Below are 23,187 nucleotides of genomic sequence, written 5' to 3'. Positions count from 1 at the left end.
CTACATTGCATATAAGGGCTAAGTAATACGTTTTCCTAGGTAAAATTATCAATATCTAGGTTTAAGCATCAATCACATTAATAAATGGCATAGACTTCGCATCATGCTCAATTTCTGAGATTAACTCCTCACAGCCCTGTAAAATTATTTCGTGTATAAAAAGCGACTTGCTATTAATAAAATTTATAAATTTTTTTGGTTATTAGGTTTGAGCCGCCTGTTTTCTAAGTTCATGGCGCAGTATTTTACCGACTGTGGATTTGGGTAACTCATCGATAAACTCAACGTGTCTAGGGCATTTATAGCCTGTTAAATCTTCTTTACAAAACTGGAGGACTTCATCCTTAGTCAAGCTTGGATCTGCTTTAACGACAAACACTTTAACAGACTGTCCTTGCAGCTCATCATCTACACCAACGACAGAGCACTCAGCTACTTTTGGATGCCCTTCGATGACATTTTCTACTTCATTCGGATAAACATTAAATCCACTGACGATGATCAGGTCTTTTTTGCGATCAAAGATTCTTATATAGCCTTTGTCATCCATTGTGCCGATATCACCTGTCTTTAAGTAGCCATCAGCAGTGAAGAAGCCCGCATTGTCGATATTGTGATAACTTAAGATGACATTATCGCCTTTGATACAAATCTCACCGACATCCCCTATCTCCAAGACATTTTCATCCTCATCACGAATATTAATATCTATACCTGGTAGTGGCATCCCGATACTGCCGTTAAAGTCTTTATTGGTAAAAGGATTAGCCGTACCCACGCCGATGGTTTCTGACATGCCCCAGCCTTCCAAGATAGGATGACCCGTTGCTTGAAGCCACTTTTTGGCGGTTTCTGGTGTGGCTGCCATACCACCCGCAATAGAGAGTTTTAACTCAGAAAAATCAATCGTTTTAAATTGTGGGTGTGCCAGTAGCGCTTGATACAAAGTATTAACTGCAGGTAAAAGATGGAAGGGACGCGATTTCAACGTTTTGATAAATCCATCAATATCACGGGGATTGGTAATCAATGTCAAATGCTGACCGACTCTCAACCCTAGCATCGAAACCACAAAAGCAAAGATATGATAAAGCGGCAAAGCGACAATGGTATTCATCTGCTTATCGTTGTCTACCCCATCATAAACAGGCTGAAACCATGCCTCAAACTGTGAGGTGGCAATTTCTATGTTGTGGTGGCTGATAACGATACCTTTGGCCTTGCCTGTCGTCCCGCCCGTATAGTTTAATAAAGCCACATCTTTGGCGGCAGCTTGCGGTCGGGTATAACTCATCCTTCTACCCTTTTTTAACACCGACTTGAAATCATGTACTTTATACTGACTATTCGATTTAAGCGAATGGGCTGGAACCGCTTTTTTGACATATCTTGCTGCCAGATCAACGATTTTACCTTTCACCGTGCCTAGCATATCGCCGATATCACTAGTAATGATGGTGTTGACATTGGTGTCCTTGACGATTTTTTCGAGGACGGCGCAAAACGGAGTCAAGATAAAGATGGTTTTGGCATCAGAATCATTAAGTTGGTGTCTAAGCTCACGAGCGGTGTATAGAGGATTGACCAAGGTAAGCACCATACCTGCGCGCAATGCGCCGATGACGATAGGCATATACTGATTAACATTGGGCATCATAATCGCAATCACTGAGCCTTGTTTCAGACTCAGTCCTTGAATCCAAGCAGCGACAAATTTCGACATCTCATCAATTTGAGCGTAGGTATAAGTCACCCCCATATTGGTGATGAACTCATCTTGAGAAAATTTCGTAAAAGAGCTGTCAAATAGTTCTAGTAGCGAGTGGTTGGTCGCAGAGATTTCAGATACGACACCTTTTGGATAATTTTCTACCCAGATCTTTTCCATATTAAACCTTCCTTGGTTTTTGGCGATTGATTTTAAAATAGCGGCCTCAGTATGTCACTTTACTGCCAGCCTGCTGTCGCCCCATACTCATCTTGGTGTGCAAATAAAGGATGCAAGCGTGCTTCCTCTAACGTCAGGACTGGGGTCACGCAAACATCGGCGGACTCAAAAACCTGCTGCCAGTAGGCAAGATTATGGCTGGCAAATTTATCAGCAATTGCTTGCGCTGCTGCTTGACTGTCTTTGGTATTGGGCATCACCCCCATTTGCCAATGCTTAGTTTTGAGCTCAGGTAATTCTAGTACTTCACAAAGCCCCTGCCAGAACTTAAGCTCAAGCGAGCCGATCGCCATATAGCGGTCATCTGACGTCTTGTATAAACGGTAGCAAGGCAATAGACCCCCTAAGAAGTCATACTGCGGTACTGGTTTTTTGCCAGTCATCTGCTCGATAAGCTTACCGGTAGACTTCGGCATAACCATATGGTGGTATAAGCTGTGCGTCATACTGATATTAATGTGACGGCCTTTGCCAGTGGATTTAGCAGCAATAACCGCTGCCAATAGCGCTATCACTGCGGTATCACTACCCCCTGCCAAATCAGCAAACTGGATATTGGGCATGGCTTGCCCGCCCTTTGCTGTCTTTAACTGATCGAGCGCACCACTCATCGCCATAAAGTTGATGTCGTGGCCCGCTTTTTGGCTCCAGTTATGAGTTACCGACTCGCCATCAGCATGACCATAGCCTGTGATAGACACCATAACCAACTTAGGGTTCAGCGCTTGTAGTTCGCTGAAACTTAGGCCCATAGCCTCTAACACCCCAGGTCGAAAGCTATCGAGCATAACATCCGCTTCTTTTACCTGCTCTTTAATAGCATCGATACCTGCCTCATCACGGAAATCTACTTTTTGAGTATCTTTACCATGGTTTAGAGCGGTAAATAATTCACCAAACGCGCGCGCGGGATCGCCTTGTGGCGGCTCAATCTTAACAATTTGAGCGCCAAGGTCTGCCAGCAGCCTGGTCGCAAAGGGACCAGGCAAATTACGAGATAAATCAACTACCTTAATGCCTTGAAGACAGTCAGCCATTTGATCTAGTAATGCACTACTCATCGCTAAACTCCTGACCTTTTTCAGCCATTTCTACTAGAATATTAGCCGGTTCAAAACGCTCACCGTATTTGCTCGCAAGCTCACGACTACGCTCTACAAATTTATCGACGCCTACTGAGTTGATAAACTGTAAGGTACCACCTTGGTTTGGTGCAAATCCCCAACCGAAGATAGAGCCAACGTTAGCATCGGCGACTGAACGTACCACGTTCTCCTCGAAACATTTGGCGGTTTCATTGGCTTGAACGTACAGTAAACGGTCAACTAGATCTTGTTGTGAAGGTTGCTCCTCTTTGGTTGGATAAAGCTCAGTCAGCTCAGGCCATAAGCGTTTTTCACCATTTTCTGGATAGTCATAGAAACCTTTACCTACCTTCTTACCTTCACGTCCTAGTTCATTCACCATTTTTTCAACTACTGGCATGGCAGGATGTGCGGTAAAGTTTTTACCTTCAACTTCTAAAGCACACTTGGTCTGTTGCATAACATGCAGTGACAAACTTAGCGAAACTTCATCCTGAAGCGCTAGTGGCGGCATTGGCATACCCGCTTTTAGACCCGCAACCTCGATGCTACGTGGGTGGATACCTTCGGCCAACATCGCAATACCTTCTGAGACATAGGTACCAAATACGCGAGAGGTATAGAAGCCGCGACTGTCATTGACTACGATTGGGGTCTTAGCGATTTGACCCACATAATCAAAGCCTTTGGCTAAAGTAGCATCATCTGTTTCTTCGCCAACAATAATTTCAACCAACGGCATCTTATCTACTGGTGAGAAGAAATGTAGACCGATGAACTGGTTAGGACGTTTACTGGCTTTAGCCAATTCAGTGATCGGTAGCGTCGAGGTATTAGAAGCATAAACGGCCGTTTCTGGAATAACCGCTTCCGCATTACGAGTACAGGCCGCTTTAATGTCGACGTCCTCGAACACCGCTTCGATAATTAAGTCACAGCCTTCTAAGTCATCATAAGCCGTGGTGGTCTTAATTTTATTTAATAAAGCTTGTTTCTTGTCAGCTGTTGAACGACCACGGCTTATAGCCTTGTCTAACAACTTAGTAGAATAGTTTTTACCTTTTTCAGCGCCTTCAATAGATGTATCTAAAAGCACGACATCCATACCTGCTTTGGCAGAAACATAAGCAATACCTGCGCCCATCATACCGGCACCAAGAATACCTACTTTGCTAACTTTAGAGCGCTCAAATCCTTCAGGACGTGACTGACCCTTCTTAATGTTATTCAGCTGCGTCCAAAGAGTGTTAATCATGTTTTTAGACACATCTGATAAGGCACAAGCCACAAAATAACGCGACTCAATTTTCAGGCCATTATCGATGTCGGTTAAGCAGCCTTCGAACACACTCGATAGAATGTGAGTGATGGCAGGATAGTTGCCATGCGATTTTTGATTGGCCATTGCTGGGGCAATTGAGAAGACCTGAACCACTTTAGGATGTTTGCTATCGCCACCTGGAATTTTAAAACCTTTTTCATCCCAAGGCTGGCTGGCTTTAGGATTGTTGTTGATCCACTCTTTGGCTTTGCTGATAAGCTCTTCGTTGTTTTTGGCCGTATCATGAATAACCCCAATCTCTAAGGCTTGCTGAGGACGAAGCTCTTTGCCTTGAGTCATTAGCTCAAGTGCTTTTTGAATACCTACTAGACGTGGCAGACGCTGAGTACCGCCACCGCCAGGCAATAGACCCAATTTCACTTCTGGCAGACCCAGTTTGGTCTTTGGTGAATCAATAGCAATGCGGTAATGACAGGCCAAAGCCAGTTCTAAACCACCACCCAAAGCGGTACCGGTAATGGCGGCTACTACTGGTTTGCCTGACGTTTCTAGCTTGCGCAGGCTGGTTTTTAAATCTTCTACTAACTCAAACGCTTGTTCCGCAGTTTCAATAGTGGCCAATTGATCGATATCGGCACCCACTACATAGGTTGATTTTCCGGAGGTTAAGATTAACCCTTTTGCTTCTTCATCATTGATAAAGGCGTCAGTTAAGGTGGCAAATGCTTCATTAAAACCTTCGCCAATGACGTTCATTTTACGATCGCTTTGATCGATCGTAACCGTGATAATGCCGTTGTCAGATTCTGCTGAAAAATTGTTTAATTGGTTAATGGTGTTTACGCTGTTGGTACTCATGTTATATCCTTATTTCTAGGCGTATGTTATGTCCGTATCTAGGCTATAAAGAGGTTTAGCCTATATGATTGATAAGTTAAGGCTTAAACCCGCTCAATAATGGTAGCAATACCCATACCCCCTCCAACACACAGGGTAATCATAGCGGTATTCAAATCACGGCGTTCTAACTCGTCTAATACGGTGGCTACTAGCATAGCGCCTGTGGCACCAAGAGGATGACCCATAGCGATAGCGCCGCCATTAACGTTCACTTTATCCAGCGATATACCAAAATCAGCAGCGGTATTCATCGGCACCGCGGCAAAGGCTTCATTAATTTCCCATAAATCAATATCAGCGGCCGTCATACCCGCTTTGTCCAGTGCTTTCTGACAGGCAGGAGTTGGGCCGGTTAACATAATGGTTGGCTCAGAGCCGATCACTGCGGCCATCGTAATCTTAGCGCGTGGCTTCAGACCGGCTTTCTCGCCAGCGGCCTTACTGCCCACAAGACAAAGCGCAGACCCATCAACGATACCTGATGAATTGCCTGCATGGTGAACATGATCAACGCTCTCAATGGTGGTGTATTTATCTAGGATAACGCCATCGAAGCCCATTTTACCGGGCATAGCAAAGGAAGGATTTAATTTGGCTAAGGTTTCAACTGAGGTGTTGGGGCGAATGGTTTCATCTTTATCTAGTAGCAGCATGCCATTGATATCGGTCACAGGAACCACAGATTTGTCGTAATAGCCGTTGTCCCACGCTGCTGCTGCTCTTCTATGCGATTCAGTCGCGAAAGCATCAACATCCGCACGACTAAAACCGCGTAGTGTGGCAATTGTATCAGCACCCACGCCTTGAGGCACAAACTGAACCGCATCGTTTACACGAGGGTCCATATACCAAGCGCCGCCATCCATACCCATCGGCACACGACTCATAGACTCAACGCCACCGGCAACCACCAAATCTTCCATGCCCGACATAACTTTGGTAGCGGCTAGATTGATGCCTTCTAAGCCAGATGCGCAAAAGCGTGATAACGTTACCCCTGCCACACTCTGATGCCAGTCCGCGTCAATAACAGCAATGCGTGCAATGTCAGAGCCTTGTTCACCCACGGGGGTGACACAGCCTAAGATAACGTCATCTACCAAACTGGTGTCTAAATTATGGCGTTGTCGCATCTCTTTTAATAGGGTGCGAACCAGCCATATTGGCGAGGCTTGATGCAGAGAGCCGTCCTTTTTCCCTTTGCCACGAGGAGTGCGAATGGCATCATAGATATAGGCAACTTCAGTCATAAAAAATCCCTTTATTAGTTCTTAAAATAATTTATTTTCGAACTTTTGGTTTACTTTAAAATAGTCGGTTAACTTTAAGATAATGGTTTTGAGCGTAGCTATTGTGGTGACTTGACTTTGATATCAAGTCACCAACGGTTACCTGAGCTGATGATTTACATAAAGCGTGACGCCAACTCCTTCATAATCTCATTAGTACCGCCGTAGATTTTTTGTACGCGAGCATCAGCGTACATACGAGCGATTGGATATTCGGTCATATAGCCGTAACCACCGAATAACTGTAAGCATTCATCCATGACATTGCACTGTTTTTCAGTAACCCAGTATTTTATTAATGACGCTTGCGGTGCGGTTAATTTACCAGCAATCATGGCTTCCACAGCAGAGTCACACAAAGCTTTTACTGCTAGGTAATCGGCTTGAACTTCAGCGAGCTTAAAGCGCGTATTTTGGAACTTCCAAATGGAACGACCAAAGGCTTCACGCTCTTTAACATATTCAAGAGTCAGATCAAGCGCTAGCTTGATAGCACCGCAACCACTTAGCGCAATAATAAGGCGTTCTTGTGGCAGTTCTTGCATCATTTGGATAAAACCAAGTCCTTCCGTACCGCCCAATACGTTCTTTTGTGGCACGCGTACGTTACTAAAGAATAACTCTGAAGTATCTTGGGCAGATAAACCAGTTTTCTTAAGGTTACGGCCACGCTCAAACCCTTCTAAACCATCTGTTTCAACGACGATTAATGAAACGCCCTGTGCACCCTTCTCACGGTCTGTTTTACAAGCTAAAAGGATAAGATTGGCATGCTGGCCGTTAGTGATGAAGGTTTTTGAACCGTTGATGATGTAGTCGTCGCCCTCTTTAATCGCATAAGTTTTGATTGCCTGTAAGTCAGAACCAGTGGTTGGTTCTGTCATCGCGATAGCGGCAACAGATTCGCCCGTGGCCAGTTTAGGTAGCCATGCTTTTTTCTGCTCCTCAGTACCATGCTTTAAGATATACGGTGCAACAATACCTGAATGAACCATACCCCCAAAACCAGATTGGTTGGCCTGTGCCTGCGCTAGTAAAATAGCGGCTTCGTGACCGAAATCACCACCGCCACCGCCATACTCTTCAGGCATTGACGCACATAAAAAGCCCATATTGCCTGCTTCATTCCAAGCTTCACGGTCAATAATGCCGTTTTCACGCCACTGCTCGTCTTTCTCTTCCCAGCTTTTAAACATCTTCAAAGCACTGTCATACACCATGCTATGTTCTTCGGTCATCCAGTTCGAGGTAAAGGCTTCAATACTCATGTTGTCCATCCTTGGTTTAAATTAAAAATATAATTAAATTGATTGTGCTGGAATTAAAGTTTTATTAAGCGTAGTAATTAATGGTAATTTAAATTACCCTTTGTAAAAAAAATTTAAATCCATATAAATACTAACTCGTGACAGATATACTAGGTTATCAAAATACTTTATTCAATCTGTTTAATTTAAATAGTAATATAAGTTACCATAATTATTTTTTGTCAGCTCAACAAAGAAACTCACTCTCACTCAAGCAAAATATATAGGAGTAAATGATCATGACAAGGGTCAGCCCAAAGGACAGCCTTACGACACCTCAGCAATTGGCACCGTTGGCAGATATGCGACCTGCTACCTTAGATAAGATTGAAAAAGCGGTGCGTAAAGTGTTTGCAGGATTCGAGCCTAGTGAAGTGACGATGGCACAAATTGCTAAGTCTGCCAACGTTTCATTGCAAACCCTCTATAAATACTTTGGCGACAAGCAAACCCTGTTTAATACCATTATGGATATTGTGCTTGGTAGATTAGCGGCACGGATCATGGACCACTTACAAGGGATTGATAGCGTGAAAGATCGATTGCGTAAGACACTCTGGGTATGTTTTGATTTTGTTGATAGCCATCCAGATGCAGTGATGGTGCTATCCTCGATATCGGTATCACGCATTCGCAGTATTGCTATTTATGAGAATAAAGAGCTAATTGGTGCATTTTTAGATGTACTAGAAGATGGGCAGAAACGCGGCGTATTAAACGACAGCGTACCACTATATATTCTATTTGATGTATTTATGGGGTTTATCAGTCGTTTAGGCTTGATGCACATTATGCGTCAGAGCCATACACCGATAAATAAAGAGTTTGATGCGCTTTTTGTCATTTTATGGCGCGCAATATCCAAGCCTGAAACAGACACTTGACATACTCTCGCCACTTTCGACAAGCTCAAGTGTGGGATTCTAAAAGCAAACGCTCTTAGGTGACTTTCTCACGAAGGTCACAAGTTTTCTGCATAGAATTGATAAGAAGAATTTCCATTTTTTTAAAAGATTCTGAGTTTGGATTTAATTATAGTTATCGTCTAATCAGCTTAAAATACTGATACATAATGTCATATTTAATCCTTCTCTACTACAGCCCCAAATCTTATCGTACGATACGAAGTAAAAAATCTTGGTCACTTCTATATTTTAAAATGAATATTACGAAACTTAATCGGTGACATACCGGTAAATTTCTTAAACTGCCGACTAAAAGCACTATGATCACTATAGCCACAAGTTAAAGAGATTTGAGTTACTGTCAGCTTAGGGTCTGCCAACAATCGAATAGCATGCTCTAAACGAATCTTCTGTACAAACTGGATTGGCGACATATTAAGCACTGCTTTAAAAGTACGCTCTAGTTGTGATTGGCTGAGATTCGCTAGCGTCGCTAAGTGCACAATAGTAATTTTCTGATCAAGGTTGTTTCGTACATACTCCTCCACACTTGCTAAGCGAGCGTGCTTACGCAATATTCGCTCATTATCTTCGTCGATATCGACCGATATACCCACCATTGCTACAATACATCGTTCTGTATTATATACCGGTAGCTTTTGCGTGATACACCAGCCTAGCTGTCCAGAAGCATAACTATGTAGCTCAAGTCTATCAACAATCTCCCTGCCCTCTTTCAGCACCTTCATATCCTGACTAAGGTAATCTTTGCCTTGAGGCTCTGAAAACACTTGCTCTGAAGTTAGCCCTAAAAGTTCTTTTTTGTCTTTGAAACCACTGCGTTTAATGAGCGTCTTATTCACTAATTGATAACAGGCTTGGCTGTCTTTCACAAAAAATACCGTGTTCGCCATGGTATCGAGCAAAGGCATTAATAATGATACGTTACCAACAAACTCCTGCAAGTTTTTTGGTCGATAAGCCTGTAGCTGTTTTGACAATCCTTTTATCGGCTCTCTTAACGATAGCATTGGCACATTTTCCATATAGCCTCTCTCGGGCTCTACTACTCAGCCCTAAAAATATTATTTTAGCAAACCTTATTCCTATGTCACTTCTATACATAAATAATTTATTAGAAAAATAAAATTTAAACTTATTTTACCTTGAGCTCCCCTAGAACCTAGTGATGATTCAGAACGTTAAGTTAATAGCATAACCTTTATACCGTTATCTCACATTACAACCTATGCAGAAATGCGCATTTATTCATAGAAAAACAACAAGACCTCTTTTACGAAAGGGGTCATTCTATATATACGCACTATCTAATAATAGGTGCCAGAAACGAACCTTAATTCACGGATGAATCGGGAAGTCAACTATGTCTGCTACGCTTTTTAATTTTAAAATCATTGACTCACACACTGGTGGTGAACCCACTCGCATGGTGTACGAAGGCTTCCCAAATCTTAATGGGCACACCATTCAGGAAAAACTGCAAGACTTCAAACAAAACTTCGATCATTTACGCCAGAGCATCATTCTAGAACCTCGTGGCAATGATGTACTTGTTGGAGCTTTACTGTGTGAGCCTACTGACCCTCGCGCCAAGGCTGGCGTTATTTTCTTCAATAATAGTGGCTATTTGGGTATGTGTGGTCATGGCACTATTGGTGTCATTGCCTCACTTGCTTATCAGAAAAAGATTACTCCGGGTGAGCACTATCTTGAGACAACTGTTGGTTTGGTAAAGGCTACTTTGCATGAAGACGGCAGTTGTAGTGTACAAAATGTACCCTCTTATCGCTACCGAAAACAAGTCGAAGTTCAAGTGCCGACTATCGGACTTATTTATGGAGACATTGCTTGGGGAGGCAATTGGTTCTTTTTAGTGAGTGATCATCATCAAGATATCAAGGCCAGCAATGTCCAGTCGCTCACCCAGTTTAGCTTGCAGATTAAATCTGCACTTCATGAAACTGATATTACCGGCGCTAATAATGGGGAAATAGACCATATAGAGCTGTTTAGTCAAAGCGAGCTTGCCAACGCTAATAGCAAAAGCTTCGTTTTATGTCCAGGTGCCGCTTATGACCGCTCTCCTTGTGGGACCGGCACCAGTGCAAAATTAGCTTGTTTGGCAGCGGATGGTCTACTAGCTCCTGGGCAGACTTGGATTCAACAAAGCGTCATTGGCAGTATTTTTAGCGCCAGCTATCAACCTGCTGCAGAGCTTAGCAAAACTCAGTCCACCTCGCATCCCTATCCTGACAATACCATTATCCCTACGATTCGCGGTTATGCCAATATCTGCGCCGAGACTTCGCTAATCGTCCAAGATAGCGACCCGTTTAAATGGGGCATCTCTCTATAGAAGCCTTTGTTCTTTTACAAACCTCTTCTAATAGAAATTTATAACATCTTTTAAGTAGGCACGAGTAACAGTATTAGATCGACCAGGACGCAGCATATTAATAATCACAAGGAAGTGAGAGCAGCATGGGCAATCAAGTATTTGATTTACATATTATTGGTGGAGGTATCATTGGTTTATGTGCTGCAGTTACTCTGCAAGCTCGTGGAGTGCAAGTCGCTATCCTAGAAGCTGATAAAATCGCCCACGGAGCCTCTTATGGCAATGCCGGTCATATCGCTACTGAGCAAGTCTTTCCCATTGCCGATGCCAATATATTGCAGCATGTTCCAGCCATGTTATTCAACCCTGAAGGCCCCCTACGCATAGACTGGCGCTACCTACCACGCTTAATGCCATGGGCTTTTAAGCTGCTATTGAATATGCGCCCAGAACCTTTTGCGCAGAGCCATCAAGCACTCTTAGCTCTCAATAGTCAAAGTCTACAAGCTTGGCAGGATTTTGCAGATAAATGGCAGTTAACATCCTGGATTAAGGTGCAAGGGTCTTTATTAACGGTCGAAAAGAACACTAGCCTGTACGAATTAAAAGCGCATGGCCATCGTCTCAATGACCTTGGAGTGAATAACGAACTGCTCTCTCAATCGGTTCTCTTAGACCTTGAGCCTGGGTTAAAAGATAACCAGTTGGGCGCTTTATTTTTCCCAGAAACCGGACACATCACCAACCTCGAAGCCATGGCTCAGAAATTAACTGATACATTCAGAGAGCTTGGTGGTCGAATCGTTGAAAACTGCCGTGTTCTAGATGCGAAAGTGACGGCCGATGGCATCATTTTAACGACGCCTGACCAAAAAATTAATGCTAAAAAAGTCATGCTAGCGGCAGGCGCGCACTCTAAATTTTTAGCAAAACAGTTGACGGGCGTCTCAGTCCCTCTCGATACGGAACGTGGTTATCATCTCATGCTGCCTAACGAAGCCACACGCTTAACCCTACCCGTTTCAAGTATGGATCGTCGCTTTATCATGACACCAATGGACACCGGGCTACGCTTAGCGGGCACAGTAGAATATGCGGGGCTTGAGGCCCCAGCCAATATGAAGCGGGCGCAAATGCTGCTAAAGCAAGCACAAGCAATGCTAACCACCTCGGTCGATAGCGAAAATAGCACACAGTGGATGGGTTTTAGACCCTCAACCGCCGACTCGCTGCCCATTATCGACAAGTGCGGCTCCGTTTTTTTAAATTTTGGCCACCAGCACCTGGGATTGACCCAAGCCGTCGTCAGTGCCGAGATGATCACGGCTTTATATTTTGGTGAAACTCCCGCTATAGACCCTACTTCTTATCGTTTAAATCGTTTTAAATAATTAAAATTTTACTTCTATGACGATTCATAGAACCCTCACAGTCGCTATTGGCATGCTGCCTACTAACGACTTTTATCATTAAATAAGGATATTTATATGAACATTCATGGCGTTTTAGTCCCTATCGTTACCCCTTTTGATGCCAATGGCGACATTGACACGCAAACTCTAACCACACTAGTCAATGTCTTTATAGAAAAAGGCGTCACCGGTATCGTAGCCTGCGGTACCACTGGTGAATACTATACCTTTTCCCCTAAAGAGCGTGAGCTAGTGCTGAGTACTATCGCTGATGCTGCCAAGGGGAAAATTACTTTAATCGCTGGGATTAATAGCCTTTCGACCGATCACTCCATTGAGCTGGCACATCAAGCAAAAGCTTTGGGCTACGACGGTTTAATGTTATCAGCCAATCCTTATAGCCTTCCAGATCAAAAAGGCATCATCGCTCATTTCGAAAAGGTCGCTGATGCGACAGACCTACCTATCATTATGTACAACTTTCCAGCGCGCGTAGGTGTGAGCATTGAATTTGAAACGGTCGCTCATCTAGCAAAAAATCCAAATATCGTGGGCATTAAAGAAAGTAGTGGCGATTTTAGCCATGCGCTACGCCTGCTACAAGCCAACTTTGACAATTTCGAAGTAGTTTGTGGTTGTGACGATCAACCCGTTGACTTCTTCTTTTGGGGTGCAAAAAGTTGGATCGCAGGTGCGGCCAACGTTTTCCCTGGTGAGCAGGTTGCGCTATTTAAAGCCACACAACAAAGCGATTGGAATCGTGCTAAAGAGCTGATGACTCACATGTACCCTGCGATCCATTCTATGGAGTCTGACAACTATAATCAAAAAGCTAAAGCGGGCTGCATCAACGGTACCATCGATGTTGGATCTGTACGTATACCATTGACCCCCATGTCAGATGAAGATACCAAGTCATTCTTAACTCTATTGTCATAGTTGTTAAGCTGCCTTCGTATCAACAATACCACTTTATATAAAAGGACAATCCAATGAGTATGACCACAGCGCAAGTCTTCGAACTCTCAAAAAAACAACAGCTTTGGGCAGGCCATCTTATAGCTGCTGAGCCCGTCTCAGATGCGACACTGCCCAACCATAGCCCTATCGACAATAACTGTATCGGTAGCCTTGCTCGTGGCAATCGCCAAGATGTCGACCTTGCGGTAGTTGCAGCTCGCAATGCCTTTGATAATGGGGAGTGGCGACGGATGTCGCCTGCAGAGCGCAAAGTTATAATGCAGCGCTGGTGCCAGTTGATGCATGAAAATATTGATGAGCTAGCTGCGTTAGATTGTGTCGATGCAGGCAAGCCCATTACAGAATGCCTCAACACTGATCTACCCGCTACGATTGAGACCTTTGAGTGGTACGCCGAAACTGCCGATAAAGTTTTTGGCAAGGTCGCACCTACCGGCTCTGAAGCATTGGGACTTATCGTACAAGAGCCAATTGGAGTGGTTGGCGCGGTATTGCCGTGGAATTTTCCTGCGCAAATGTACGCGTGGAAAGTCGCGCCAGCGCTAATAACTGGGAATTCGGTCATTGTTAAGCCTGCTGAACTAACTTCATTATCAGCTTATCGTTTGACGCAATTAGCGTATGAAGCCGGTGTGCCAAAAGCCGCCTTACAGCTGATTTGCGGTCTTGGCGAAGAAGTCGGCGCGGCACTCGGTCAGCACATGGATGTCGATATGATCTCTTTCACCGGCTCTACCGAAGTCGGTCGATTATTTTTGCAATATTCTGCGCAAAGCAATCTAAAAGAAGTGGTCTTAGAATGTGGCGGTAAGAGTCCGCAAGTGGTGTTTGCCGACGCCCTTATCAATGAGCAAACCGTCGAGCATATTTTGTCAGCGGCTTTTTGGAATATGAGCGAAAACTGCAGCTGTGGCTCACGATTGATAGTGCACTCTAGCCAAAAGAAAGCTTTATTGAGCCTACTACAAGAAGGTCTCAAGTCATGGAAAGTAGGTCTTCCCTATGACCCTGAAGTCGCTATTGGCCCTATGATCGAAAGGGCGCATTTCGACAAGGTAGTTTCCTACCTTGATACCGCTAAAGCTGAAGGCGCTACTTTGGTTGCAGGCGGTCGTATCCATGAGGAAGTTGGCAGTGGTTGGTATATCGAGCCGACCATTTTCGATAATGTCAGTGCAGACATGACGTTATTCAAGGAAGAAGTCTTTGGTCCGATTCTCGCTATCACCAGCTTTGAAACTGAGGAAGAAGCCATCACGCTTGCTAATCAAAGTAACTATGGCCTAGCCGCTTCTTTTTATACTCAAAATATCCACCGTGCTTTCCGTGTGGCAGCCGCCATTAAAGCAGGTACCGTCTCGATTAATGGCTTTTCAGAAGGAGATATTACGACACCTTTTGGTGGCTACAAACAATCTGGCTTCGGCGGGCGTGACAATGGCCTTGAGGCACTATCTCAATACACCCAAACCAAAACCATCTGGTTGGTAAATTAAACACAGAGGTCTCCAGCACTAAGTTCAGCGTAGCCAAAAACATTACAAGGAAGTAAAGTTATGGAAAACATCATTAATACCATCGTCGGGTATATTTGGAGCGACGCGCTGGTCTATCTTGCGTTAGGCGTCGGTATCTATTTTACTATCATGACCCGCGCTGTGCAGATTCGCTATTTTAAAGAGATGATCAAGCTGTTATTCGATAAGCAAACCTCATCAGCAGGGGTTAGCTCGTTCCAAGCTTTCTGTATGGCCTTATCCGGGCGTATCGGTGTCGGTAATATTGCTGGGGTCGCAACGGCTATAGCAGCCGGTGGACCTGGGGCGGTATTTTGGATGATCGTCATGGGTGTGTTAGGCGGCGCCAGTGCCTTTATTGAATCCACTTTGGCACAGGTGTATAAGCATAAGGTAGACGACCAATATCGAGGTGGCTCACCGTTCTATATTGAAAAAGGTCTCAAGCTGAAGCCTTTTGCTATCGTCGTTGCTGTCGTAACCTGTCTCTCTTATGGTGTGCTAGTGCCTGGGGTTCAGGCAAATACTATTGCTGATTCCTTTAGTACCGCATTTAATATCCCTCCATTCGTGACTGGTATCCTAATTGTCGTACTGCTAGGCATCATCATATTTGGTGGCGTCAAGCGTATCGCTAGTTTCGCTGGCAAAGTGGTTCCGGTTATGGCCATTGGCTACATTGTTATGATGGTCATTGTGTTGGCCTTTAATGCTCACAACATTCCCTCTATGTTTGCGCTCATCTTCAAAAGTGCCTTTGGTATGGATGCTATATTCGGCGGCATGGTCGGTACTGCTATCTCATGGGGCGTACGTCGCGCTGTATTCTCTAATGTCGCGGGAGCTGGCGAAGCTACCTTTAGCTCGGCTGCCGCAGAAGTCTCTCACCCTGCTAAGCAAGGATTGGTACAGAGCTTTTCTATCTACATTGATACCGTGCTCGTTTGTACCGCTACTGCTTTGATGATTCTCTCAACCGGCATGTATAACGTAAGCAGCCCAGAAGGCATAGCGCTGGTCGAAAACATGCCCGGCATTGAGGCAGGTACTGCATTTACGCAAGCAGCTGTATCCACTGTCTTTACACAGTACGGTAGTGGCTTTGTCGCTATTGCTATTTTCCTATTCGCCTTCACTTGTTTGATTGCCTACTACTATATCGCTGAGACTACTTTGGTCTATTTGGATGACAAGTTGCGTTATCCCATCCTTAAGCACTTGCTAAAACTGATCTTTTTAATTGTTTGCTTTTCAGGCAGTGTGCAATCTGTCGGTATGATGTGGGCGCTAGGTGATATTGGCTTTGGCAGTATGTGTTATCTAAACTTTATCGCCATTTTGCTACTCAGCAAAACTGCCCTAAAAGTGCTCAAAGACTACGATGCGCAGATGAAGTTAGGGGTTAATCCTATCTTTGATCCTAGAAAGGCCGGTGTGGATAATGCAGACTTCTGGATAGGCTATAGTGATGAACATGGTCATAAATAATGATCTTACATATTGTTTTAAAGAATAGACTGAGCTATAAATGAGTCTAGCACTACTACTTTACCCAATAATTTAATGAGAAGGTTAAGGATGACTTTAGATAATGACGTATTACGTGAACGTATCAGCTTATTAGGGTCATTCCTAGGCGAGGCGATTTCTCGCCAGACTGGCGAACAAACGCTTAATACCATTGAAACTCTGCGCAAAGGTTTTATTCAACAACGCCGTGAGCCTAATGAGGCACAGAAACAACAGCTCATTGACTTCATTGCCTCCTTAGACAATCAAACCTTGAAAAATGTCATCCGCAGCTTTTCTATTTATTTCTTCTTAGCAAATCTAAGTGAAGAAAACTACTTACGGGAGCAGCGTCAAGCCTTGCGTAGACAATCCGATCAAAGCTGGGAAGGATCGTTTCGTCGTACTCTACTTGAGTGTCGTGAACGCAATATTGAACCTGGCCAAATGCAAGAGCTCATTGAACAACTAAAATTTATCCCAGTATTTACCGCCCATCCTACTGAAGCGCGCCGCCGTACGACCATGAATCTATTGCAGAGTTTGTTTATTCATAGCGATGCCTTAAACAATCTTACTGAACACAGTTTTGCCTACGAGCAAGCGAAAGAAAAAACGGCGCAGACGATTGATTTATTATGGTCATCTGATGAAGTGCGTACGCGTAAGCCTTTAGTTTATGACGAGATAAATAATGGTCTGCATTATTTTAATGCCAGTTTATTTAATGCCATCCCTAAGGTTTACCGTAATATTAAAGACGCCATTGTTGATATCTATCCAGAGCTAACAGACTACCCATTACCTGCCTTTATGAGTTTTGGCTCTTGGATAGGGGGCGACAGAGATGGTAATCCATTTGTCACTCATGACACTACAGAAATGGCCGTATTGATGCATGCTTATACCGTGCTACGTCATTATCAAGTGCTGTTAAAAAAGCTGCGGCGTGAACTTATTCATAGCGATACGATTATTGATATTGCACCAGACGTTTATGCTCGTATAAAAGAGTACGCCACTCTCGATCAAAAAGTGTTTTATTACAATCCTGACGATTACAACAATGAGCCGTACCGAAGGTTGTTATCGATTATTCTTGCCAAAATAAAAGCGACTAATCGCCATATTCAAAGTAAAGGTACAGACCTCGACGCCGCACATTATGCTTACGTCAACCCACAAGAGCTGTTAGAAGATTTACGCATCATTCGAAAAAGTGTCAATACTCATGACAAAGCACATGGCGAAGGGCTATTACTTGATATGATTCGTCTGGTCAAAACTTGCGGCTTTCATTTAGCTGCGCTCGATATTCGTCAAGAATCTTCTTATCATAGCGAAGTGATAGCTGATATTTTTGCCAATGCCTCCAATTTACCAGACTATCGGTCGCTGGGTGAAACCGAGCGCCAAAAGTGGTTAACGCGCTTGCTTGAAAAGCCTGGTACACCGCTCATTTATACCGATAACTTGACTGATAAAGCACGCGAACAATTGGCCTTGATGCACTCTGTGGCAACATTACGTAAACTGGTCGGACAGGATACTTTCGGTAGTTATGTCATTTCGATGACCAATAACGCCAGTCAATTATTAGAAGTGTTGCTACTGATGCGCTTTGCAGGCTTATGCAAGATCAATGATCAAGGGCAGTTATCCGCTGACTTACCCGTTGCACCCTTGTTTGAAACCATCGAAGACCTTAAAAACATCGATAAGATTTTACCTGCTGTCTTGGATAACCCACTCTATCGAGGACTCCTCCAGCACTCAGATAACACACAAGAAATCATGCTGGGTTATTCAGATTCATCAAAAGATGGCGGCATCATTACTTCTGCATGGCAGCTTTATAGCGCGCAGCAAACCATTAACCGTATTGCTGCTGAATATGGTATTAAAACGCGCCTGTTTCATGGTCGTGGCGGTTCTGTCAGTCGTGGCGGTGGCTCAACGCATAAGGCGATCGCTGCGCAGCCCGCTGGTACACTGCATGGGCAAATTAAAGTCACTGAGCAGGGCGAAGTGCTTTATGCCAAATATGCCAACACCGATACCGCTGTATTTGAGCTCACCATGGGCATCACTGGTACCCTCAAAGCGTGCTCAACAAGATTTGTGGTGCAACCGCCTGAATTGCCAAATTATGAAGCGCTGTTTGCGCGTTTAGCAGATGCGGGTGAACAAAGTTATCGTCAGCTGACTGACCATACCGAAGGGTTTTATCAGTTCTACTCACAAGTGACGCCAGTGCAAGAAATCTCTTTATTAAATATCGGCTCACGCCCCGCGCATCGCAACAAAGGTCTGCCCAGTAAAACGACTTTACGGGCAATTCCTTGGGTATTTGGTTGGTCGTTAGCACGCTTTACTTTACCTGCTTGGTACGGCGTAGGTAGTGCTCTTCATAGCGTCAAAGAAGACGAAGACTTGATGAGGGAAATGAACCGCTGTTGGCCATTTTTTAACGTATTTATTAGCAATATTGAAATGGCGTTTACCAAATCTGAGATGAGCATTGCTCAGGCTTATAGCCAGTTATGTGAAGATGAATCATTACGTGAAAAGATTATGCAAGCAGTAATCGATGAACATGAGCTGACCTATGCAGGCTTAAACTCTTTACTTAACCAGACATCCTTATTGGCTAATCAGCAAAACCTTGCCGCTTCCCTTGAATGGCGAAATGCGTATTTAGATCCAATTAACTATATACAAATCGAGCTATTAAAACGTGCCAGACAAAAAGACGCTGCTGGTAATGACGATGATCTTGCCGTTGAAGATCCGTTGATACGTAGTATCAATGCCTTAGCAGCAGGTCTACGCAATACGGGTTAATATATGTTATAGGTTCAAATACTACTCAACCTGCCACATTTCAATTCAGGCTTGTGCGTAGCCCTACGGCAAGCCTTTTCATGAGGTTTTACGAAGTTGCAGAAGACATAGTCGCATGGTAAACACTATAAAATTAACTCATAGTTCAATTAATGCATTATGGATTCCGAGCATAGCACTTATTAACATAATGTAATTATTACCTGTTTCAATTAAATTCCTGCTTTACCTAAAGGCTTTATTTAAAGCCTTTTTCCTTATGCTATACCAATTCACCCACAACTGGTGAATTGAAGTTATCGAAATCCAACTCTAGTGACACTGAAGAATTGCCTTTTAAGACGTCAACGATGTCATGCTCAATCACCGCTAAAACCTCATTGAATTATAGAGGCTTAAACAGGCGGTAAACCTTTATAAGCTTTCTGTAATAAGCCCTCTAGTTCGTCATAATTGTACTCTCGAGGATTATAATAAGGACTGTCACACATAATCCTTGCCACTTCGGCTGGACCAGATTCGGGTAAACCAATATCTTTTAGTGCCAATTCAATACCTAAAGACTCATTTAGACGATAAATTGCCAAACCAACTTCTTCTCGACTACTGACATCTAAAGCCTCTGCCAATTCATCCATGGCTTCAATATCAGCACTGCAGTTGTACTGTACTGAATACGCAAGTGTAATGGCATGTGCTTGCGCATGCGGTAGGTTGAAAGTGCCACCTAAGGTATGACAGATTTTATGGTGAATAGCCATACCAACCGAACCAAGACAAACGCCAGCAAGCCATGCGCCATAAGTTGCCTTTTGACGTGCTGAGATATTGTTGAGATCTTTGACAATCACAGGCAGGGCAGACTTTAGCGCTTTAATAGCCTCAACCGCCATCAGAGTAACGATTGGGTTTTTGTCCTCGGCATATAGGGCTTCTACAGCGTGTGCCATGGCATTCATACCTGAGCAAGCTGATATTTCTGCCGGCAATGTTACACTCAACTTCGGATCATAAATTACTACCTTAGGTAGCACATGAATATCTTTACCAGTGGCTTTTAAATTGTTCTCTGTCAAACCATAAATGCTCGTCATCTCGCTACCCGCATAGGTGGTCGGTATGGCAACGATGGGTAAATGTGTCTGTAGAGCCATTATTTTGGCAAGACCAATGGTAGAGCCACCACCTAAAGCCAGACAACAGTCAATGTCAGTGCTTTTGACAAATTCTACTGCCTTGTTTGCTACGTCTATGGGAACGTGCCTGACAGCATGCGGGTACACGCCTGCACATATCTCTTGTAGCTCTTTTGCCAGTTTACGGCCCACTTCTTCTTGAGCAGATGTCGTAATCACCAATACTTTATGATAACCATGCTGGAGTAAGATATCTTTGGTTTCGGCTGACTTGCCCACTCCAAAATGAACGTCAATTGGTAGGGCTTTGTAACGAAAGTTTTGCATGAAATCATCCCTGAGCGAGTCAATATTAGGAGACTTAGTAGGTGAAGCGTTTGCTTAAATCTGCTCACGTTTATAATCAAAACCTTCTTCATCATAAATTTGGTAAGTCACCGCCAATAGTGTCTTTAGCAACTCTGATTTGTCAAAATGTCTGACACTCATCACAATCGGTGAGGTTAAATGCCCCTCTTCAAATGGAATATAGGTCACTTCTTGACTGCGCAAATGTTCAAGGGTCTTTGGCACGATAGTCAAGCCCTCACCTGCTGCTACCAATCCTAAAGCAATATGCAGTTCACGGACCTCACTGAAGTAGTTGGCTTTTAAGTTACGCGCCTCAAATAAATCTAAGACATAATCAATAAAACTGGGACGCGGTGCTGTTGGATATAACAGTAAATCCTCGTTAGTTAAATCCATCAGACTGACACTGGTGCGCTTCTCCTTTGATAGATAATGCCCAATAGGAACAGCAACAACCAAGCTCTCTTCTCTTAGTAACAACCGCCGAATAGAAGCATCTTCGAATAATAGCCTGCCAAATCCAACGTCTATTTTACCATCTATCAACCCTTGGGTTTGCTGCCATGAGTTCAGCTCATATAGCTTAATCTCTATATTTGGATAAACTTCTCGAAAGCGCGCAATCACTCTTGGCAATATGCCATACAGTATTGAGGATACAAAACCTATAGATAGCGAGTTGTCAAAGTTGCCCTTACGGATGGTCATAGCACGCAGATCATCCGATTTCTTTAATATCTGAATCGCATGATCATAAAAAAATTCTCCTGCCTCGGTAAGCTTTAGCGGACGGTTCTCCCTATCGATTAACGTGACACCTATCTCCTCTTCTAATTGCTTTATCTGTCGACTAAGCGGCGGCTGTGAGATGTATAGACGAGCAGCAGCCTTATTAAAGCTTTTTTCTTCTGCTACTGCCACAAAATATCGTAAATGCCTCAGTTCCATCTTCTCTCATCCTTGATTAGGCTCTAGGTTGTTTTTATAGCCTCTTTCTTCCTAACCTTTATGGTCAGCTCACAATACTATTCATAGTAACCATCTGTATACCTACAGAACATAACATGGTGTAGACCTTATATCAAAATACCTAAAAGGTATTAGAATAAGACCAAATAGGTCTTAGACATGCCAGTATCTAGCATCTATAGTTCTTATTAAGCATAAGGAAGTCACAGCGATTAACTAAGGATAGATATGATTCGTTCAATTAATACCCTACTGGTACCAATACCAACGATTAGAGAACATAAACTTGCCTGCACAGTAATGAGAGAGCAAGTATTGGTATTAGTACATATCCAAACAGAAGATGGGTTTGAAGGTTGGGGCGAAGCAACAACTATCGGTGGTCTAAGCTATGCTGAAGAAAGCCCTCATAGTATTCAGACGAATATCGACACCTACTTTGCACCTCTCCTATTGAAGGAACAGCCTACCAGCACAGCAAAAGCCATGCAGCTGCTAAATCTCCATATCAATGGCAACCGCTTTGCAAAGTGCGCGATTGAAACTGCCCTACTCGATATCGAAGGCAAACGCCTAAACTTACCAGTGAGTGAACTGATTGGTGGGCGCGTTCGTGATCGTATTGAAGTGGCATGGACACTCGCCAGTGGTAATACTGAGACCGATATCAGTGAGGCCAAGCAAATGGTTGAACAAAAGCGCCATCGCATTTTTAAATTAAAAATCGGTAGCAACCCTATTATTGACGATATCGCCCATGTATTGGCCATCAAACAAGCCTTACCTGACTGCCGTATTACAGTCGATGTCAATCAAGCTTGGACAGAGCTTGAAGCGATGAAAGGTATTGCGCTACTCCAAACTGGCGGTATTGATTTAATAGAGCAACCCGTTTCAATGCGTAATAAAGCCGCTCTAAAACGTTTAAAAGAACACTTTGATGTAGCCATTATGGCGGATGAAGTCGTTCAAGACCCTCAGAATGCCTTTCTTTTAGCAGCGGATCATTGTGCTGATGTTTTTGCCGTAAAAATCAATCAAGCTGGCGGACTAAAAGCGGCCTGCTTGATTGGACAAATGGCCCACCTAGCAGGTATAGAGCTGTATGGCGGCACTATGCTTGAAGGGCCTATCGGCACAGCCGCATCAGCACATGTGTTCTCAACCTATCCTAGCTTGAACTTCGACACTGAACTCTTTGGTCCATTGTTATTGACCGAAGATGTCTTAGTGCAGCCGCTTGATTATCAGAACTTTGGCCTAAACGTTCCCACTGGAGCTGGCCTTGGTATCGAAGTGGATAGCGACAAAGTATATCACTATGCAAAAAAAGCTGTCATATCAGCATCAAGCACTCACCACTCATAAATCAGTCAAAAACTAAAAAGGGGAT

At 43.7% G+C, this 23,187-nt stretch carries 16 protein-coding genes; 8 read left to right on the top strand and 8 right to left on the bottom strand.

Translation table 11 applies throughout. From position 1 onward, the window contains the following. Positions 1–202: 202 nt before the first annotated feature. The 5 genes from FQ084_RS03715 to FQ084_RS03695 all read right to left on the bottom strand — a co-directional run bounded on the left by FQ084_RS03715 (position 203) and on the right by FQ084_RS03695 (position 7,772). Entirely contained in the window at positions 203–1,888 is a 1,686-nt protein-coding gene (locus FQ084_RS03715; RefSeq protein ID WP_149489267.1) for an AMP-binding protein, read from the bottom strand. A gap of 59 nt (positions 1,889–1,947) precedes the next feature. Further along, positions 1,948–3,009 (bottom strand): CaiB/BaiF CoA transferase family protein, encoded by a 1,062-nt coding sequence (locus FQ084_RS03710; RefSeq protein ID WP_149489266.1) that lies wholly within the window; start codon positions 3,007–3,009, stop codon positions 1,948–1,950. Beyond that, complete coding sequence (locus tag FQ084_RS03705; protein ID WP_149489265.1) at positions 3,002–5,173, bottom strand: 3-hydroxyacyl-CoA dehydrogenase NAD-binding domain-containing protein; 2,172 nt, start codon at positions 5,171–5,173, stop codon at positions 3,002–3,004. The genes FQ084_RS03710 and FQ084_RS03705 overlap by 8 nt, the downstream gene beginning before the upstream one ends. 83 nt (positions 5,174–5,256) lie before the next feature. Next, positions 5,257–6,465 carry an acetyl-CoA C-acetyltransferase gene (locus tag FQ084_RS03700; RefSeq protein WP_149489264.1) on the bottom strand — a complete coding sequence of 403 codons (1,209 nt, stop codon included), beginning with the start codon at positions 6,463–6,465 and terminating at the stop codon, positions 5,257–5,259. Between the two features lie 155 nt (positions 6,466–6,620). Beyond that, the gene (locus tag FQ084_RS03695) at positions 6,621–7,772 is read right to left on the bottom strand and encodes an acyl-CoA dehydrogenase family protein (protein ID WP_149489263.1); all 1,152 of its coding nucleotides are present in this window, start codon (positions 7,770–7,772) and stop codon (positions 6,621–6,623) included. 278 nt (positions 7,773–8,050) lie between these two features. Between FQ084_RS03695 and FQ084_RS03690 the strand changes: the two genes are divergently transcribed. Next, a complete protein-coding gene (locus tag FQ084_RS03690) occupies positions 8,051–8,695 on the top strand; it encodes a TetR/AcrR family transcriptional regulator (RefSeq protein WP_188032878.1) in 645 nt (214 codons plus the stop codon). Positions 8,696–8,958: 263 nt separating this feature from the next. On the opposite strand, the gene FQ084_RS03685 is transcribed toward FQ084_RS03690, so the two are convergent. After that, complete coding sequence (locus FQ084_RS03685) at positions 8,959–9,762, bottom strand: helix-turn-helix domain-containing protein (protein ID WP_149489261.1); 804 nt, start codon at positions 9,760–9,762, stop codon at positions 8,959–8,961. A 338-nt stretch (positions 9,763–10,100) separates the two neighbouring features. Here FQ084_RS03685 and FQ084_RS03680 point away from each other — a divergent pair, with 338 nt between their 5' ends. The 6 genes from FQ084_RS03680 (at position 10,101) to ppc (ending at position 19,338) form a co-directional block, all read left to right on the top strand. Continuing rightward, complete coding sequence (locus FQ084_RS03680) at positions 10,101–11,093, top strand: proline racemase family protein (RefSeq protein ID WP_149489260.1); 993 nt, start codon at positions 10,101–10,103, stop codon at positions 11,091–11,093. A 125-nt stretch (positions 11,094–11,218) separates the two neighbouring features. Further along, positions 11,219–12,466, top strand: a complete 1,248-nt coding sequence (locus FQ084_RS03675) for an NAD(P)/FAD-dependent oxidoreductase (protein ID WP_149489259.1) — start codon at positions 11,219–11,221, stop codon at positions 12,464–12,466. Between the two features lie 96 nt (positions 12,467–12,562). Further along, positions 12,563–13,426 carry a 4-hydroxy-tetrahydrodipicolinate synthase gene (gene dapA, locus FQ084_RS03670; protein ID WP_149489258.1) on the top strand — a complete coding sequence of 288 codons (864 nt, stop codon included), beginning with the start codon at positions 12,563–12,565 and terminating at the stop codon, positions 13,424–13,426. A 53-nt stretch (positions 13,427–13,479) separates the two neighbouring features. Further along, positions 13,480–14,964: an aldehyde dehydrogenase gene (locus FQ084_RS03665; RefSeq protein WP_149489257.1), complete on the top strand. Its 1,485-nt coding sequence runs from the start codon at positions 13,480–13,482 to the stop codon at positions 14,962–14,964. Positions 14,965–15,024: 60 nt separating this feature from the next. After that, on the top strand, positions 15,025–16,473 hold the full coding sequence (locus FQ084_RS03660) for an alanine/glycine:cation symporter family protein (RefSeq protein ID WP_149489256.1): 1,449 nt from the start codon (positions 15,025–15,027) through the stop codon (positions 16,471–16,473). 90 nt (positions 16,474–16,563) lie between these two features. Then, positions 16,564–19,338: a phosphoenolpyruvate carboxylase gene (gene ppc, locus FQ084_RS03655; RefSeq protein WP_149489255.1), complete on the top strand. Its 2,775-nt coding sequence runs from the start codon at positions 16,564–16,566 to the stop codon at positions 19,336–19,338. 395 nt (positions 19,339–19,733) lie between these two features. Here the strand turns inward: ppc and FQ084_RS03650 are convergent, their stop codons facing one another. Both FQ084_RS03650 and FQ084_RS03645 read right to left on the bottom strand, forming a co-directional pair. Further along, positions 19,734–20,801, bottom strand: a complete 1,068-nt coding sequence (locus FQ084_RS03650) for a maleylacetate reductase (protein WP_149489254.1) — start codon at positions 20,799–20,801, stop codon at positions 19,734–19,736. A 54-nt stretch (positions 20,802–20,855) separates the two neighbouring features. Continuing rightward, positions 20,856–21,773, bottom strand: a complete 918-nt coding sequence (locus FQ084_RS03645; protein WP_149489253.1) for a LysR family transcriptional regulator — start codon at positions 21,771–21,773, stop codon at positions 20,856–20,858. A gap of 249 nt (positions 21,774–22,022) precedes the next feature. Here FQ084_RS03645 and FQ084_RS03640 point away from each other — a divergent pair, with 249 nt between their 5' ends. After that, complete coding sequence (locus FQ084_RS03640; RefSeq protein ID WP_149489252.1) at positions 22,023–23,162, top strand: muconate/chloromuconate family cycloisomerase; 1,140 nt, start codon at positions 22,023–22,025, stop codon at positions 23,160–23,162. Positions 23,163–23,187 lie beyond the last annotated feature (25 nt).

The organism is Psychrobacter sp. ANT_WB68, assembly GCF_008369115.1.
Classification (GTDB): Bacteria; Pseudomonadota; Gammaproteobacteria; order Pseudomonadales; family Moraxellaceae; genus Psychrobacter.
Note: the sequence above shows the minus strand (reverse complement) of the source record. Positions and strands in the feature narration are given on the sequence as shown.

What these genes read in the sequence shown, in the direction of transcription:
- FQ084_RS03715 (WP_149489267.1), bottom strand. Translation starts at nt 1,888, where the DNA reads ATGGAAAAGATCTGGGTAGAAAATTATCCAAAAGGTGTCGTATCTGAA.
- FQ084_RS03710 (WP_149489266.1), bottom strand. Translation starts at nt 3,009, where the DNA reads ATGAGTAGTGCATTACTAGATCAAATGGCTGACTGTCTTCAAGGCATT.
- FQ084_RS03705 (WP_149489265.1), bottom strand. Translation starts at nt 5,173, where the DNA reads ATGAGTACCAACAGCGTAAACACCATTAACCAATTAAACAATTTTTCA.
- FQ084_RS03700 (WP_149489264.1), bottom strand. Translation starts at nt 6,465, where the DNA reads ATGACTGAAGTTGCCTATATCTATGATGCCATTCGCACTCCTCGTGGC.
- FQ084_RS03695 (WP_149489263.1), bottom strand. Translation starts at nt 7,772, where the DNA reads ATGAGTATTGAAGCCTTTACCTCGAACTGGATGACCGAAGAACATAGC.
- FQ084_RS03690 (WP_188032878.1), top strand. Translation starts at nt 8,051, where the DNA reads ATGACAAGGGTCAGCCCAAAGGACAGCCTTACGACACCTCAGCAATTG.
- FQ084_RS03685 (WP_149489261.1), bottom strand. Translation starts at nt 9,762, where the DNA reads ATGGAAAATGTGCCAATGCTATCGTTAAGAGAGCCGATAAAAGGATTG.
- FQ084_RS03680 (WP_149489260.1), top strand. Translation starts at nt 10,101, where the DNA reads ATGTCTGCTACGCTTTTTAATTTTAAAATCATTGACTCACACACTGGT.
- FQ084_RS03675 (WP_149489259.1), top strand. Translation starts at nt 11,219, where the DNA reads ATGGGCAATCAAGTATTTGATTTACATATTATTGGTGGAGGTATCATT.
- dapA (WP_149489258.1), top strand. Translation starts at nt 12,563, where the DNA reads ATGAACATTCATGGCGTTTTAGTCCCTATCGTTACCCCTTTTGATGCC.
- FQ084_RS03665 (WP_149489257.1), top strand. Translation starts at nt 13,480, where the DNA reads ATGAGTATGACCACAGCGCAAGTCTTCGAACTCTCAAAAAAACAACAG.
- FQ084_RS03660 (WP_149489256.1), top strand. Translation starts at nt 15,025, where the DNA reads ATGGAAAACATCATTAATACCATCGTCGGGTATATTTGGAGCGACGCG.
- ppc (WP_149489255.1), top strand. Translation starts at nt 16,564, where the DNA reads ATGACTTTAGATAATGACGTATTACGTGAACGTATCAGCTTATTAGGG.
- FQ084_RS03650 (WP_149489254.1), bottom strand. Translation starts at nt 20,801, where the DNA reads ATGCAAAACTTTCGTTACAAAGCCCTACCAATTGACGTTCATTTTGGA.
- FQ084_RS03645 (WP_149489253.1), bottom strand. Translation starts at nt 21,773, where the DNA reads ATGGAACTGAGGCATTTACGATATTTTGTGGCAGTAGCAGAAGAAAAA.
- FQ084_RS03640 (WP_149489252.1), top strand. Translation starts at nt 22,023, where the DNA reads ATGATTCGTTCAATTAATACCCTACTGGTACCAATACCAACGATTAGA.